Genomic DNA, 13038 nt, shown 5'->3' with positions numbered 1-13038 from the left:
ATCGGAGCCGCTCAGGCGGCGTCCTGGATGAACTTCACCGCGTCGCCGAAGGTCTGGATGGTTTCGGCCGCGTCGTCCGGGATCTCGATCCCGAATTCTTCTTCGAAGGCCATGACCAGTTCCACGGTGTCAAGGCTGTCCGCGCCCAGATCGTCGATGAACGAGGCGTTCTCGGTCACCTTGTCTTCCTCGACGCCCAGATGCTCGACGACGATCTTTTTCACGCGGTCCGCGATGTCGCTCATTTCCATTCCTCACATTTGCTCAGGCAGCGAGCCCGTCTTGATGCTGGTGGCCAGGAGAGGCCCTTTTCCCCGCTTGGGCGCGGGAGATGCAACGCGCGGGGTGCCCCCCGGCAAAAACTGCGCCGCCTATAACACATCGTTTACACGACGCAAACGCTTTCGCGTCGCAGGCGGCGGCGGGGTCAGACCATCGCCATCCCGCCATTGACATGGACCGTCGCCCCGGTGACATAGCCCGCCTCGGGACTGGCCAGATAGACCACGGCGGCGGCGATCTCCTCGGGGGTGCCCATGCGTCCCATCGGCACCGCGCCGAGGATTCCCGACTTCTGATCGCCGGTCAGCTTGTCGGTCATCGCGGTCTCGATGAAGCCGGGCGCCACGCAGTTCACGGTGACCCCGCGCGACGCGAGTTCATGGGCCAGCGACTTCGACAGACCGACAAGCCCCGCCTTGGCCGCGCAGTAATTGGCCTGGCCCGGATTGCCGGTGGTGCCGACGACCGAGGTGATGTTGACGATCCGGCCCCAGCGCGCCTTCATCATGCCGCGCATCGCGCCCCGGCACAGCCGCATCGCCGCCGTCAGGTTGACGTCGAGCACCGACTGCCAGTCCTCGTCCTTCAGCCGCATGAACAGCATGTCGCGGGTGATCCCGGCATTGTTCACCAGGATGTCGAGCCCGCCCATGGCCTCGGCGGCGGCCTTCGGCAGCGCCTCGACGGCCTCGGGGTCCGAGAGGTTGCAGGGCAGCACATGGGCCCGCTCGCCGAGGTCTGCCGCCAGCTCGGCCAGCGGCGCCTCGCGGGTGCCCGAGAGGCCGACGGTCGCGCCCTGGGCATGCAGCCCGCGCGCGATGGCGCCGCCGATGCCGCCCGAGGCGCCGGTCACCAGCGCGGTCTTTCCGGTCAGATCGAACATATGGTCTTACCTCCGTTCAGGTCGCGGCGTTCCGGCCGCCGCGTTCATGCTGTCGACGGCCGCAGTCACCTCTTCGGGCGTGCCGACCTGCCGGGTCGCGACCTCGCGCGCGATGCGCTTGACCATGCCCGACAGCGCCTTGCCCGCGCCGATTTCCCAGATCTCGGTGACGCCCTGCCCGGCCATCCAGGCGACGGATTCGCGCCAGCGGACGGCGCCGGTCACCTGCTCGACCAGCAGCGCCCGGATCGTCGCCGGATCGGTCTCGCCGCAGGCGCGCACATTCGCCACGACCGGCACCAGCGGCGCCTCGATCTCGACATCGTCCAGCGCCTCGGCCATGGCGGCCGCCGCCGGCGCCATCAGCGCGCAGTGGAAGGGCGCCGAGACCGGCAGCATCACCGCACGCTTGGCGCCGCGCGCCTTGGCCAGCTCGACCGCGCGTTCGACGGCCGCCGCATGGCCCGAAATCACCACCTGGGCCGGGTCGTTGTCATTGGCGGCCTGAACCACCTGCCCCGCCGCCGCCTCGGCCGCGATCTCGCGCACCGCAGCCAGATCGAGCCCCAGCAGCGCCGCCATCGCGCCCTCGCCGACCGGCACCGCCGCCTGCATCGCCTCGCCGCGCAGCCGCAACAGCCGCGCTGTGTCCGCGAGGCTGATCGCGCCCGCCGCGCACAGCGCCGAATATTCGCCCAGCGAATGGCCCGCCACGAAGGACGCCGCCGTCACCGACACGCCTTCGGCACCAAGCGCCGCCATCGCCGCCATCGAGGTCGCCATCAACGCCGGTTGGGCATTGCGGGTAAGCGTCAGCTCGGCCTGGTCGCCCTGCCAGATCAGCGCCGAGAGGCTTTCGCCCAGTGCCTCGTCGACCTCTTCGAACACGGCCCGGGCCTGCGGATAGGCGTCGGCCAGGGCCTTGCCCATGCCGATCGTCTGCGCCCCCTGGCCCGGAAATACGAATGCACGCATCGAATGCCCCTCGCCCTCATTTGTCTGGGCGTCGATCTAACGGCTTGGACCGGGCTTGCCAAGCGCGCGCGGACCGCGAGGGCGCCTCGCGCCGATCAGCCGCGGCGCAGAAGGAAGTCGGGCGCGCACAGATCCTCGACCTCCTGCGCCTCGATATTCGCGACGTTGCGCCGGATCCGGGCGGCATGGCGGCGGGCCTCGACCGACTGGTTCGAGCCGCGCGCGATCTTGGCGGCCAGTTCCTGTTCCGAGCGGGTGTAATAGTGGTTCAGCTGCAGGTGATCGGCCGAATAGAAGGCCGGATCGGCGCGGCCCTTGTGATCGGTCTGTTCGCCCCGGTCGTTCCAGGTAGCGGCCTTCCCGTCGACCCAGACGCTGTGGACCTTGAGCGCGGTCACGCGCGTCGCATCGACCAGCGTCTTGAAATTGGTCACCCCGCGCGCCCCGCTGAGAGGGTCGGCCGCGCGGCGGGTATAGTTCGCGACAATCCCGCCCTCGGGCGGGGCGTCATGGCCATTGCGGCCGAAATTGTGCCAGGGCAGCGTGACGGACGGGATGTCGTCCAGATGTGCAAGCGCGGCATCGAGGCTGTCGGCCCGTTTCGGCACCAGAAACTCGTCGGCATCGATGCAGGCCATCCAGCGATGGGCGCCGCCGAAATTCCGCAGGGCATGGGCATAGGCCAGCACCTGATTGTGGATCTCGCGCCCCGACCGTCCGTCGTAAAGCTTCTGATCCCAGGGCAACAGCGTCAGCCGGTCGCCAAGCGCCGCGGCCAGTTCGGCGGCGGTGCCGTCGGTCGAGCCGTTGTCATAGGCGTAGACATGGGCGGCCCCGGCAGCGCGATGAAACCGCGCCCATTCGCCGATATGGCGCGCCTCGTTCCGCACGATCAGCACGATGGCCAGCCCCGCGCGGCCGGGGCGGGCCGCGGGTGGCGCGAAGGACAGCTTGGTGATCGGCCGGTTGAAGAACCCGCGCATGCTCGCTCCGGACAGACTGGACCGGCGCGAGACTAGCGGGACGGCGGCCGGGATGCCAGCCGCCGCCCCGCCTGCCGGATCAGTTCGCGGCCTTGCCCGCCTCGATCGAGATCCGGACCTCGACCTCGTCGCTGACCGCGGGCACGTATTCGCCCATGTCGAAGTCGGACCGCTTCAGCGTGGTCGTCGCGTAAAAGCCCAGCCAGTCGCGGTTTTCCATCGGATGCATTGCATGCTGGGTCAGCCGGGCGTCAAGCACCACCGGTTTCGTGATGCCGTTCAGGGTCAGATCGCCGGTGATCTTCGCGGTATCGTCGCCGGTGACCTCGATATCGGTCGAGGTGAAGGTCACCAGATCGTTGTTGGCCGCGTCGAAGAAGGCGTCGGACATGAAATGCTCGAACCGCGCGTCCCAGCCGGTGAAAAGCGCGTCGGTCGGGATCGAGACCGAAACGCTGGAAGCCGCCGGGTCCTCGGCATCGAAGGCGATCTTGCCCTGCCAGCCCGAAAACAGGTTCCAGGTGGTCGAGAAGCCGAGATGTTCGTAGGAGAACAGCACCTGGCTGTGGCCGGGATCGAGATCGTAGTCGACCGCGTCTGCGGCAGCCGGCAGCGCGGTCAGGGCGACGAGGGCGGCGGCGGCCGCGGCGTGGATCGGGTTCATGGACAGCTCCTGTTCGTGGGTCGGATCCTTGGGTCGCACCGCCCGGGGGCGGTCCGCTGTGGCAGAGGTCGTCTTGCCCGCCACTCTGCGCAACTGCACAGGGACCCACAGACTCTGTTCGGCTCTGAACAGAGGTCATGGGCGCGAAAGCCTTCCCCCGGCGCCCGACACACCCATTCCCGCGCCCGGCTTGCATCGGACGGCAATCCCTGTATAAGGCGCGGATCCTTCCGACCGAACGGTATCCGGTGCAGCCTCTCGTGGGCGGGACGGAAGGTGTCGCAAGACCCCGCACTTTGAAGCGCACCTGCAACAGAACTGGAGTATGCATGCCGCTTTACGAGCATGTCTTCATCGCGCGCCAGGACCTGTCCAACGCGCAGGCCGAAGGCCTTGTCGAACACTTCTCCACCGTCCTCGCGGATAACGGCGGCAAGGTCGTCGAAAGCGAGTACTGGGGCGTCAAGACGATGGCCTACAAGATCAACAAGAACCGCAAGGGCCATTACGCCTATCTGCGCACCGACGCGCCCGCGCCGGCGGTGCAGGAGATGGAACGCCTGATGCGGCTGCACGAGGACGTCATGCGCGTTCTGACCGTCAAGGTCGATGCCCATGAGGAAGGTCCCTCGGTGCAGATGCAGAAGCGCGAAGAACGCGGCGACCGCCGCGAGCGCCGTTGACCGTCCGCCTGAGCAAAGGAGCCTGAACCATGGCCGCAAAACCGTTTTTCCGCCGTCGCAAGGTCTGCCCCTTCTCCGGCGACAACGCGCCGAAGATCGACTACAAGGACACCCGTCTGCTGCAGCGCTACATCTCCGAGCGCGGCAAGATCGTGCCCTCGCGCATCACCGCCGTCTCGGCCAAGAAGCAGCGTGAACTGGCCCGCGCCATCAAGCGCGCCCGCTTCCTCGCCCTGCTGCCCTACGCCGTGAAGTAAGGAGCGACCCCATGCAAGTGATCCTTCTGGAACGCGTGGCCAAGCTTGGCCAGATGGGCGAAGTCGTCAACGTCAAGGACGGCTACGCCCGCAACTTCCTGCTGCCGCAGGGCAAGGCGCTGCGCGCCAACGCGACCAACATCGCCCGCTTCGAGGCCGACAAGGCCCAGCTCGAGGCGCGCAACCTCGAAACCAAGAAAGAAGCCGAGGCGCTGGCCGGGAAGCTCGACGGTCAGCAATTCGTCGTGATTCGCTCTGCCTCGGATGGCGGCGCGCTCTACGGCTCGGTCACGCCCCGCGACATCTCTGACGCCGCGACCGAGGCCGGCTTCTCGGTCGACCGCAAGCAGGTCGTGCTGGCCGGTCCGATCAAGGAACTGGGCCTGCATACGGTCCATGTGCTGTTGCATCCCGAGGTCGACGTGACCGTGGCGGTCAACGTCGCCCGCTCGGCAGAAGAGGCCGAACTGCAGGCTTCGGGCAAGTCGATCCAGGAACTGGCCGCCGAGGAAGAAGCCGCGGCCGAGTTCGAGATCCAGGAGCTGTTCGACGATATCGGGTCGGCCGCCTCCGACGACGAGGACGACGAGCAGGCCTGATCGCCCGCGACACCGCATTCACGCCTTTGAAACGCGCCGTCCCTTCGGGGGCGGCGCTTTTCGTTTCCGGGCCTGACCGCGGACCGCAAGACAGACCGCGTCGGGCCCGATGATGCTGCTTTGACGCAGATTCGGATAGAATGGCTTCGTTTTTGGTAATTTCATTTCCCGGAGGAAAAAATGTTACCTGAAAGTTCCATTGAAGACATCCGAGAGACCGGCCGCGTCATCACCCCGGCCGTCGAGGCCGACAAGACCAAGCTCGGTCCGCTGAAGGACCTTCCCGGCCGCTGGAGCAACGACGCCCTGCCCGGCCGCGGCTGGAACATCATCGCCCTGCCCTTCTTCGAGGGGCCGTTCGGCTACCGCCTGCTGATGAACCAGTATAACGAGGACCTGACCTTCGAGATCGCGGATACCGGGGTGCCGAACCGCGGCGTCGAGACCGCCGCGACCGGGATCAGCGGCGACCAGTTCGTCGTCGCGCTGGACTATCAGCAGGTGACCACCCAGATCGCCGCCGCCGATTTTCCCGAAAGCGGGCTGAAGGCCAGGAACGACACACCGATCCACCACGAGCCGGGCCTCTTCCTGCACATGACCAACAAGGCCAGGTCCGACGAAGCGCTGGGCACCTTCGACGTGGCGCGGCTGGGGACCATCCCCCATGGCGATTCCGTGCTGGCGCTGGGCACCGTGCACAAAAGCCTCGGCATCCCGCCGATGAGCGGCCTGCCGGTCGGGACCCGCCTCGGCCATGCCATTCTGGACGAGGTTCTGAAGCCGGCCGACGCCACGAACCGCAACGACTATGTCGCGCCCTACCGCCATTTCTACCATGCCCCGTTCAAGGGCACGCTGGCGGGCCTTCCCGACTTCCCGGGCTTCGAGCCGGTCGACACCACACGGCTGCTGCGCGAGGCGCTGGCGGGCGAGACCGTGCTGGAAACCACGGTGCTCGATTTCGACACCACCATCGAAAGCGGCGGCATCCTGAACATTCCCTTCGTCGTGGACGAGGCCAATGCCACCTCGATGCGCTCGATCTTCTGGATCCACAAGGTCAAGGGCACCAGCCCCGACAAGCCGCGCATGCTGCTGCAATATGCGCAGTTCGTGTTCCTCGACTTCTTCCCGCGCGGCGACGGCTCGCCCGGGCTGATCCGCTGGCCGCACATTTCGATCAACACCATGGAAAAGGTCGAGGACGACCCGAAGCCCATGTACGCCATGGTCCGCGACGGCAAGTTCGACAGCAGCGTCGCCTGATCGCCCCACAGCCGGGCGCGCAATAAAAAGGCCGCCCCGAGGGGGCGGCCTGTCCTCTCGCTGGCCTCCGGCGTTCCCGGAGCCGCGGGTCTTATTCTTCTTCGAGCTTCTCGACAGCTTTCTGCAGGTCGTCCTTGCTGACCGGCTTTTCGGTCACGTCGGCCAGTTCGAAGACATAGTCGACGACCTTGTCCTCGAACAGCGGCGCCCGGATCTGCTGCTGCAGGGCCTGGTTCTGACGGACATATTCGAAGAACTGACGTTCCTGACCGGGGAACTGGCGCGCCTGGGCCAGAACCGCCTGGGTCATCTCGTTGTCCGACACCGACACCTCGGCCTTGCGGCCGATCTCGGCCAGCAGCAGGCCCAGACGCACGCGGCGTTCGGCCAGTTTCAGATGCTCTTCGGTCGGCTCGATCGCGCCATGGTCATGGCCGTGATCGTCGGGATGCTCTTCGTGATACAGCTGGTGGGCGATCTGCCCGGCCTCGGCCTCGAGCAGGCTCGGGGGCACCTCGAACTGCACCGCGTCGTCCAGCGCGTCCAGCAGGGCGCGTTTCATCACCGCGCGGGCGGCACCGCCGAATTCGGCCTTAAGACGCTCGGCCACCTGGCCCTTCAGCGCCTCCAGATCCTCGGCGCCGAACTGCTTGGCCAGATCGTCGTCGATCTCGGCGGGCTTGGGCGCCTTCACCGCCTTCACGGTGACGTCGAAGGTGGCTTCCTTGCCCTTCAGGTTCTCGGCCCCGTAGTTTTCAGGGAAGGTGACGGTGACGGTCACCTCATCCTCGGCCTTGGCGCCGACCAGTTGATCCTCGAAGCCGGGGATGAAGCTGTCCGAACCCAGAACCAGCGGATAATCCTCGGCCGAGCCGCCCTCGAAGGGCTCGTCGCCCAGCTTGCCGACGAAGTCGATGATGACCTGATCACCCTCCTTGGCCTTCGAGCCCTTGCGGCGGTCGGCATAGGTCTGGGCGGTGCCGGCCAGTTTCTCCAGCGCCTCGGTGATCTCGGCCTCGGCCGGTTCCACGATCAGCTTTTCAAGCTTGATCGCCTTGAGGTCGGTCTCGGGGATCTCGGGCAGCGCCTCGTAGGTCATCTCGACGGTAACGTCGTCGCCGGGCTTCCAGTCCTCGTCGGTCATCTTGACCTGGGGCTGCATCGCCGGGCGGTCGCCGGACTCGTCGAAATGGCTGCTCATGGCGCCGTCGATGGTTTCCTGCATCGCCTCGCCCATCAGGCGCTCGCCGAACTGCTTCTTCAGAAGCGGCATCGGCACCTTGCCCTTGCGGAAGCCCTTCATTTCGATCTGGGGCTGGGCCTCGGCGAGCTTCTCGTTGACCTTCGCCTCCAGTTCGGCGGCGGTCACGGTAATCGTGTAGCCGCGCTTCAGGCCGTCTTTCAGGGTCTCGGTGACCTGCATCTGCGTATCGTCCTTCTCATCCATTCCGGGCGGGACCGGCGGGGAGATCCCCCAAGGCCAGGCGGCGCCAGCCCCAACATTCGACGCCGGTCGTTCGGAAACAACCATCTGGTTTCTTCGTTTCCGGGGCACGGGTCCGGGTACAGGGGTACGCCGGTCGGTTACACCGGGAAACGCTTCCGGCGCCTTCTACGCGAGCCCGCCCCGTGGGGCAAGGGGCTCGACGGTCCGAAAGGCGGCCCGACACGCGGCCCGGGCGGGCCTTCGCGCCCGGGCCGCGGCACCCTGTCCGGCAGGGGCCGGATCAGAGCCCGTAAAGATCGGGGAAGCTGACCTTGCCGGTCCAGGAGGGGTAAAGAAAGCTGCCCTCGTCGGTGTCGATCGACACACAGCGCGACAACAGCCAGTTGCGGGCCGCCGGGCCATCGGCGCAGGCGTCGATCTCGCCCAGCGAGCGGCCGAGCGACACGAAGCCCGCGACGATGGCCGAGGCCGCCGAACTGCCGCCGAAGCGGCAGAAATACGACCCGAACTCGCGCAGCCCCTCGGGCGGCTCGTCGCTGGCATAGGGGCTGTAGGAATAGCCGTGGCGGCCCGGCACGTCGGTCGAGACGATCTCGAAATGCGAGAACTTGCGGTTGTCGTTATGGGGCGGGCACAGCCGGTCGGCAAAGCGCGCCTGCTGTTCGTCGAGCCGGATCGAGACCCGGTCGAAGGTTTCCGCATCGTTGCTGGGCGCCAGCAGCGTCGCGCCCGCGACCTGCGAATAGCCCGCGACCATGCCCTTGGCATTGGCCGCGCCGACCGCGATGACGCCGTTATGTTCGCTGGCCAGATTGGCCGGGTAGATGCCGCCGCTTTCCTGCGAATTGCCCGCCGCGCAGATGACGGGGCGGCGCATCGAGACCGCCACGATCAGCCGGGCCAGTTCGTCCCAAAGCGCCCTCTCGCGCGGCGGGATCTCGACCTGGGTCGCAAGCGCACCCAGATCCTCGCCGTCGAGATCGACACTGGCCAGTTCCGGCACGATCCGCCCGGGATCGGGGATCGAGCGCGGCAGCAGCACCACATCGGCGCCGATGATCTCGGCATAGAGGAAGGCCAGGATCAGCATCTCGGGATCGGTGTCGAAATTGGTCGAGATCGGCACCAGCTCGCAGAACGGATCGACGCCCGCATAGGGCAGCGGCACCGTCAGCGCCTGCGCGCCTGCGCCGCGATACTCGGCCGCGATCTCGACCAGCGCCGGACGCGCGCCGACGAGCCCCGCGATGGCGGTGCCGTGGTTCGAGAAATCGGGCGAGGTCGCGGGCGCCACGCCATTCACATGGGCGATGGCCCCGGGCGACAGCCGGTCGACCAGCTCGCCCAGCAGCGCCCGCGTCTCGGGCAGATCGTCGGCCACCGTGGTCGCCAGGTTGGGCAGATCGAGCGTCAGGCGGTGATCGCCCGGATGGCAGGGAAAGGCGCCGAGGCGGTTCGAGAAGAAATCGATCGCGAGGGTCCGGTCGATCGCGGGCACCAGGCAGGGATGATCGACCGCGACCGAGGTATCGATCACGGCGACGCGGCTTTTGCGGCCCTTGCGGGGCTTCGGACCGTCGCGCAGAAGGCCAAGCACGCCAATGCTTTCCAGGTGCCAGAGCGCGGCGTAGTCGTCATAGATCTCGCGGCCCTGCGGCCGGCGGGTCTCGTCTCCGAACATCTCAGATCCACTCCTTCTGGGCGGCAAGCATCTGGTCCCGGCAGACGACTTCCAGGACCGGCAGGATCATCCGGGCAAGGTCGTGCCCCGCGCAGGTATCGCTGGGATAGTGCAGCCCCGCCCATTCGCGGTTCTCGGCCACCCGGCGCGCAGCGACGAAGACCTCGGAACTGGCCGGGTGCTCGGGCACGATCCGCGACAGCACGAAGGCGACCGTGAAGGACTGGAAGGAATGGTTCGAGGGATAGGAGGCATGCGCCGGGATCGGCAGGAACGGCCTGAGCCGCGGCTCGACCGCGTTGGGGCGCGGGACGTCGAAGCGCTCCTTGTAGCGCAGCCCGATCTCGTCGCACAGAAGCAGCACCAGCAGCACCAGCCCGATGGTGGCCGAATAGCCCGAGCGGCCCTCGATGCCATAGGGGCGCAGATAGGCCGACAGCTCCAGCCGGCTCTCGCGCAGGATTTCCTCGCGGCGCAGCGCCTCTTCGCCCCGCCTGAGCCGCACCTGCTTCTTCAGAAGCTCGACGGCCTCGGCGCGCAGCTGGTCGAGCGCGGGCGGCAGCGCCACCGGCAGGTCGATCCATTTCGGCTCCATCCCGTACAGCGCCGCGCGTTCGCGCCAGGGTTCCAGCGTCAGCTGCGCGCCGTCGGTATCGGCCCCGCTTTCGCGGTTCTCGCTGGCGTTCCGGTTGCGGTTCCTGTTCCGGTTGCGATTGCGGTTCCGGTTCAGGCTGGACCGGTTCATCGCCAGAAGCGTCGACAAGGACCCGCCCGCCGCCGCCTCTCCGGCGTCGAAGCCGGGAAATCCGGCATCGCTCAGGCTGCCGCCCGCGCCCTTGAGAACCAGACCCGTCGTCGAGACGACGAATTCGGCCCTCTTCAATATCTCCAAGGAATTACTCACCTTTCCCCCCTTAAAGTCCGGCACGGGCAAGGCCCTCCAGAACATGGTCGCAGGCCTCGCGCCGCGGCAGCCGGAACCGCATTTCGCGCGTTTCGCGGTCGGCGAAACCGGGATCGAGCGCCAGCAGATCGGCGCGCAGCGTCTCGGCCGCGCCGCCGTCGTCCAGATGGCCCAGCGCCGCCAGCGTGTAGCGCATCGCCGCGTTGAACCGCGGCTGCTTGACCAGCGCGCAACGGCCAAGCTGGACGGCGCGGGCGTGATCGCCCGCAAGCGTCGCGACCATGCAGGCGGTGGTCTCGTAGGTATAGCTGATCGGGCTGTACTTGCCCAGATTGACCGCCCGTTCCGAGGCCGCGCGGGCGCGGCCGAGATCGCCGCAGTAAAGCTCGTGCAGCGCAAGATGGTCCCAGACGAAGGCCTGCATCGGGTTCAGCTCGACCGCGCGCCCGAAAATCTCGGCGGCGATGTCGTGGCGGTCCAGCACGAAGCCCATCACATGGCCGATGCAGGCCAGCGCGATCGAGTTGAACGGATTGTCCTGCAGGATGCTCATCGCCAGCGCCTCGGTCCGCTCGCGCCGCTCGGGGTCCCAGCCGCCAATATTCTCGCCGAGCGCGAAGGAACTGGCATAGGCGCTGAGGCTCGGGAACAGGCTGTTCTCGGTGCGCTCGTTCAGCCGGTCCAGAACCTCGGTCGTCGCCTGCATTCGCGCGGGGTCGAGGTCGAACATGCCGGCCAGCACGCCATAGCCGATCAGCGCGCTGTAGTCGTTGCGAATGCCCGTCGGGCCGTCGCGGGTGCTGCCGATGATCTTGGCCAGATGGTCGACATTCTGCGCCACGAACTGGTTGGTCAGCGCGAATTCGTCCTCGTAGAAATCCTTTTGCCGGGTCTGCATCGACTGGCTGAGCACCAGCGAATTGGTGCCGTTCTCGTAGACGAGGAAACTGACCGAGGCGGTGTCGCCCACCACCAGCGTGCGGGTCCGGATCAGGAAATCGGGTTCGCCCTGGCGCGGTTCGGAGGCGCCGCCCGCCCCCGCCTCGCGCAGATCGACGATCTGCACCGGGTGATAGTCGCGCAGCGCGCGCGCCACGGATTCGATGATGTAATCGCCGATGAAGGCACCGCTTCTCAGCCCGCCATGAACGATGCCGGGCAAGAGCCCGATCTCGATCCCCCGCGGCATCCGCCGCGCGGCGGGTGCGGCCGTCGGGCCCGCGGGTCCGGTGGGAGGTTCGGCCTTCCGGGCCGCGGGGCCGCCCGACCCGATCTCGTCGCGCAGCCGCGCCCAGGCCGACCTCTCCAGCGTCAGCCAGTCCTCGAATTCCTCGTCGGGAATGTCGAGCCCCTCCAGAAGGTCGGCGCCCGGGTCCACCCCCGCGGGCAGCCGCCCGCCCCCCTCGCGGATCGCCCGAAGATCGACCCAGAGCCGGTCGAGATCGAGGCAGAGCGCATTGCGGTCGGTGGCCAGGAGCGTGTCATCCACCGCCTTCAGCGCGCGCTTCAGTTCATAGACCGACTGGCGCAGGCTGCCCGAGGCGCGGCCTTCGTCGCTTTCGCTCCAGAGCTTGTCGCGCAGCCAGATCCGCGTGCGCGTGCCGCGCGGCGACAGCGCCAGCAGCGCCAGAAGCGCCTGCGCCTTGCGGCTTTTCGGCGTGATGTCGCGCCCCTCGGCATCGGTCAGGCACGGCGCGCCCAGAAGGTGCAACCGCGCAGATCCGCGTCCCGTCTCGCTCCCGGTCATGTCCGTCCCCCCCAGACGTCAGCGACAGGCCCGGCGGACCCCGGCTCCGGGACCCGCGCTCCGATTCGAATGATCCATTCGAACTGGTCTTGATTTAACGCTAACCCGGTTCCGTCAGGCCATCGTTAATTTTCCGGTAACTTTCGGCCGACGCCCGTGGCCGCCCGGGACGGCCCGCCTGCGGCAAAGCGTACCCGCCGCGCGCTTCTCAGCCTGTCGTCAACCCGCTATAGGCGGTCCGAGGACGAAGGAGACCGCCAGTCATGCCCGAGCTTTCCCCCGAACGCGGCGAGCCCGTGATCCGCACCATCGCCATGCCCGCCGACACCAACCCGGCGGGCGATATCTTCGGCGGCTGGCTGATGTCGCAGATGGACCTTGCCGCGGGCAGCGTGGCGGCCCGGGTCGCGCGCGGGCGCGCCGCGACCATCGCGGTCGAGGGCATGCAGTTTCTCAAGCCGGTGAAGGTCGGCGACGAGGTCACCCTTTATGCCAAGCTGGTCAAACGCGGCCGCAGCTCGATGACCATCGAGGTCCGCGCCTGGCACCGTCCGCGCTGTCAGGAATGGAGCGAACAGGTCACCAAGGGCCTCTTCACCTTCGTCGCGATCGACGAGACCGGCCGGTCGCGCCCCCTGCCCGACCCGGTTCAGGCGGGCTGAGC

At 67.4% G+C, this 13038-nt stretch carries 14 protein-coding genes; 5 read left to right on the top strand and 9 right to left on the bottom strand.

Annotated features, from left to right (window positions below; translation table 11 throughout):
• Positions 1-11 precede the first annotated feature (11 nt).
• The 5 genes from DSD19_RS01625 to DSD19_RS01605 form a co-directional block, all read right to left on the bottom strand.
• Complete coding sequence (locus tag DSD19_RS01625; RefSeq protein ID WP_075786557.1) at positions 12-245, bottom strand: acyl carrier protein; 234 nt, start codon at positions 243-245, stop codon at positions 12-14.
• A gap of 182 nt (positions 246-427) precedes the next feature.
• Complete coding sequence (fabG, locus tag DSD19_RS01620; protein WP_113668311.1) at positions 428-1165, bottom strand: 3-oxoacyl-[acyl-carrier-protein] reductase; 738 nt, start codon at positions 1163-1165, stop codon at positions 428-430.
• A gap of 6 nt (positions 1166-1171) precedes the next feature.
• Positions 1172-2140 (bottom strand): ACP S-malonyltransferase, encoded by a 969-nt coding sequence (gene fabD, locus DSD19_RS01615; protein ID WP_113668310.1) that lies wholly within the window; start codon positions 2138-2140, stop codon positions 1172-1174.
• Between the two features lie 95 nt (positions 2141-2235).
• Positions 2236-3123, bottom strand: coding sequence for a glycosyltransferase family 92 protein (locus DSD19_RS01610; RefSeq protein ID WP_113668309.1), 888 nt, complete (start codon positions 3121-3123; stop codon positions 2236-2238).
• Positions 3124-3202: 79 nt separating this feature from the next.
• Positions 3203-3787, bottom strand: coding sequence for a YceI family protein (locus DSD19_RS01605; RefSeq protein ID WP_113668308.1), 585 nt, complete (start codon positions 3785-3787; stop codon positions 3203-3205).
• Positions 3788-4116: 329 nt separating this feature from the next.
• On the opposite strand from DSD19_RS01605, the gene rpsF reads away from it, so the two are divergent.
• The 4 genes from rpsF (at position 4117) to DSD19_RS01585 (ending at position 6595) form a co-directional block, all read left to right on the top strand.
• Positions 4117-4470 (top strand): 30S ribosomal protein S6, encoded by a 354-nt coding sequence (rpsF, locus tag DSD19_RS01600; RefSeq protein WP_075786562.1) that lies wholly within the window; start codon positions 4117-4119, stop codon positions 4468-4470.
• 29 nt (positions 4471-4499) lie between these two features.
• Complete coding sequence (gene rpsR, locus DSD19_RS01595; protein ID WP_005982441.1) at positions 4500-4727, top strand: 30S ribosomal protein S18; 228 nt, start codon at positions 4500-4502, stop codon at positions 4725-4727.
• Between the two features lie 11 nt (positions 4728-4738).
• Positions 4739-5326 (top strand): 50S ribosomal protein L9, encoded by a 588-nt coding sequence (gene rplI, locus DSD19_RS01590; RefSeq protein WP_113668307.1) that lies wholly within the window; start codon positions 4739-4741, stop codon positions 5324-5326.
• Positions 5327-5506: 180 nt separating this feature from the next.
• Positions 5507-6595, top strand: a complete 1089-nt coding sequence (locus tag DSD19_RS01585) for a heme-binding protein (protein WP_113668306.1) — start codon at positions 5507-5509, stop codon at positions 6593-6595.
• Between the two features lie 91 nt (positions 6596-6686).
• Here DSD19_RS01585 and tig read toward each other — a convergent pair whose 3' ends face one another.
• From tig to DSD19_RS01565, 4 genes are all read right to left on the bottom strand, one after another.
• Positions 6687-8018 carry a trigger factor gene (gene tig / locus DSD19_RS01580; protein ID WP_113668381.1) on the bottom strand — a complete coding sequence of 444 codons (1332 nt, stop codon included), beginning with the start codon at positions 8016-8018 and terminating at the stop codon, positions 6687-6689.
• A gap of 304 nt (positions 8019-8322) precedes the next feature.
• Positions 8323-9723 carry a S8/S53 family peptidase gene (locus DSD19_RS01575; RefSeq protein WP_113668305.1) on the bottom strand — a complete coding sequence of 467 codons (1401 nt, stop codon included), beginning with the start codon at positions 9721-9723 and terminating at the stop codon, positions 8323-8325.
• Position 9724: 1 nt separating this feature from the next.
• Positions 9725-10627, bottom strand: a complete 903-nt coding sequence (locus DSD19_RS01570) for a phosphatase PAP2 family protein (protein ID WP_243627619.1) — start codon at positions 10625-10627, stop codon at positions 9725-9727.
• Positions 10628-10637: 10 nt separating this feature from the next.
• Complete coding sequence (locus DSD19_RS01565) at positions 10638-12374, bottom strand: transcriptional regulator (RefSeq protein WP_133260342.1); 1737 nt, start codon at positions 12372-12374, stop codon at positions 10638-10640.
• A gap of 263 nt (positions 12375-12637) precedes the next feature.
• On the opposite strand from DSD19_RS01565, the gene DSD19_RS01560 reads away from it, so the two are divergent.
• Entirely contained in the window at positions 12638-13036 is a 399-nt protein-coding gene (locus DSD19_RS01560; RefSeq protein WP_075786568.1) for an acyl-CoA thioesterase, read from the top strand.
• Positions 13037-13038 lie beyond the last annotated feature (2 nt).

Source organism: Rhodovulum sp. BSW8 (assembly GCF_003314725.1).
In the GTDB taxonomy this organism is placed as follows: domain Bacteria; phylum Pseudomonadota; class Alphaproteobacteria; order Rhodobacterales; family Rhodobacteraceae; genus Rhodovulum; species Rhodovulum visakhapatnamense.
The sequence above is the reverse complement of the archived record's forward strand: the minus strand, read 5'-3'. Positions and strand labels throughout refer to the sequence as shown.

Coding starts and splice junctions, on each gene's coding strand:
- DSD19_RS01625 (WP_075786557.1), bottom strand. CDS start 245: ATGAGCGACATCGCGGACCGCGTGAAAAAGATCGTCGTCGAGCATCTG.
- fabG (WP_113668311.1), bottom strand. CDS start 1,165: ATGTTCGATCTGACCGGAAAGACCGCGCTGGTGACCGGCGCCTCGGGC.
- fabD (WP_113668310.1), bottom strand. CDS start 2,140: ATGCGTGCATTCGTATTTCCGGGCCAGGGGGCGCAGACGATCGGCATG.
- DSD19_RS01610 (WP_113668309.1), bottom strand. CDS start 3,123: ATGCGCGGGTTCTTCAACCGGCCGATCACCAAGCTGTCCTTCGCGCCA.
- DSD19_RS01605 (WP_113668308.1), bottom strand. CDS start 3,787: ATGAACCCGATCCACGCCGCGGCCGCCGCCGCCCTCGTCGCCCTGACC.
- rpsF (WP_075786562.1), top strand. CDS start 4,117: ATGCCGCTTTACGAGCATGTCTTCATCGCGCGCCAGGACCTGTCCAAC.
- rpsR (WP_005982441.1), top strand. CDS start 4,500: ATGGCCGCAAAACCGTTTTTCCGCCGTCGCAAGGTCTGCCCCTTCTCC.
- rplI (WP_113668307.1), top strand. CDS start 4,739: ATGCAAGTGATCCTTCTGGAACGCGTGGCCAAGCTTGGCCAGATGGGC.
- DSD19_RS01585 (WP_113668306.1), top strand. CDS start 5,507: ATGTTACCTGAAAGTTCCATTGAAGACATCCGAGAGACCGGCCGCGTC.
- tig (WP_113668381.1), bottom strand. CDS start 8,018: ATGCAGGTCACCGAGACCCTGAAAGACGGCCTGAAGCGCGGCTACACG.
- DSD19_RS01575 (WP_113668305.1), bottom strand. CDS start 9,723: ATGTTCGGAGACGAGACCCGCCGGCCGCAGGGCCGCGAGATCTATGAC.
- DSD19_RS01565 (WP_133260342.1), bottom strand. CDS start 12,374: ATGACCGGGAGCGAGACGGGACGCGGATCTGCGCGGTTGCACCTTCTG.
- DSD19_RS01560 (WP_075786568.1), top strand. CDS start 12,638: ATGCCCGAGCTTTCCCCCGAACGCGGCGAGCCCGTGATCCGCACCATC.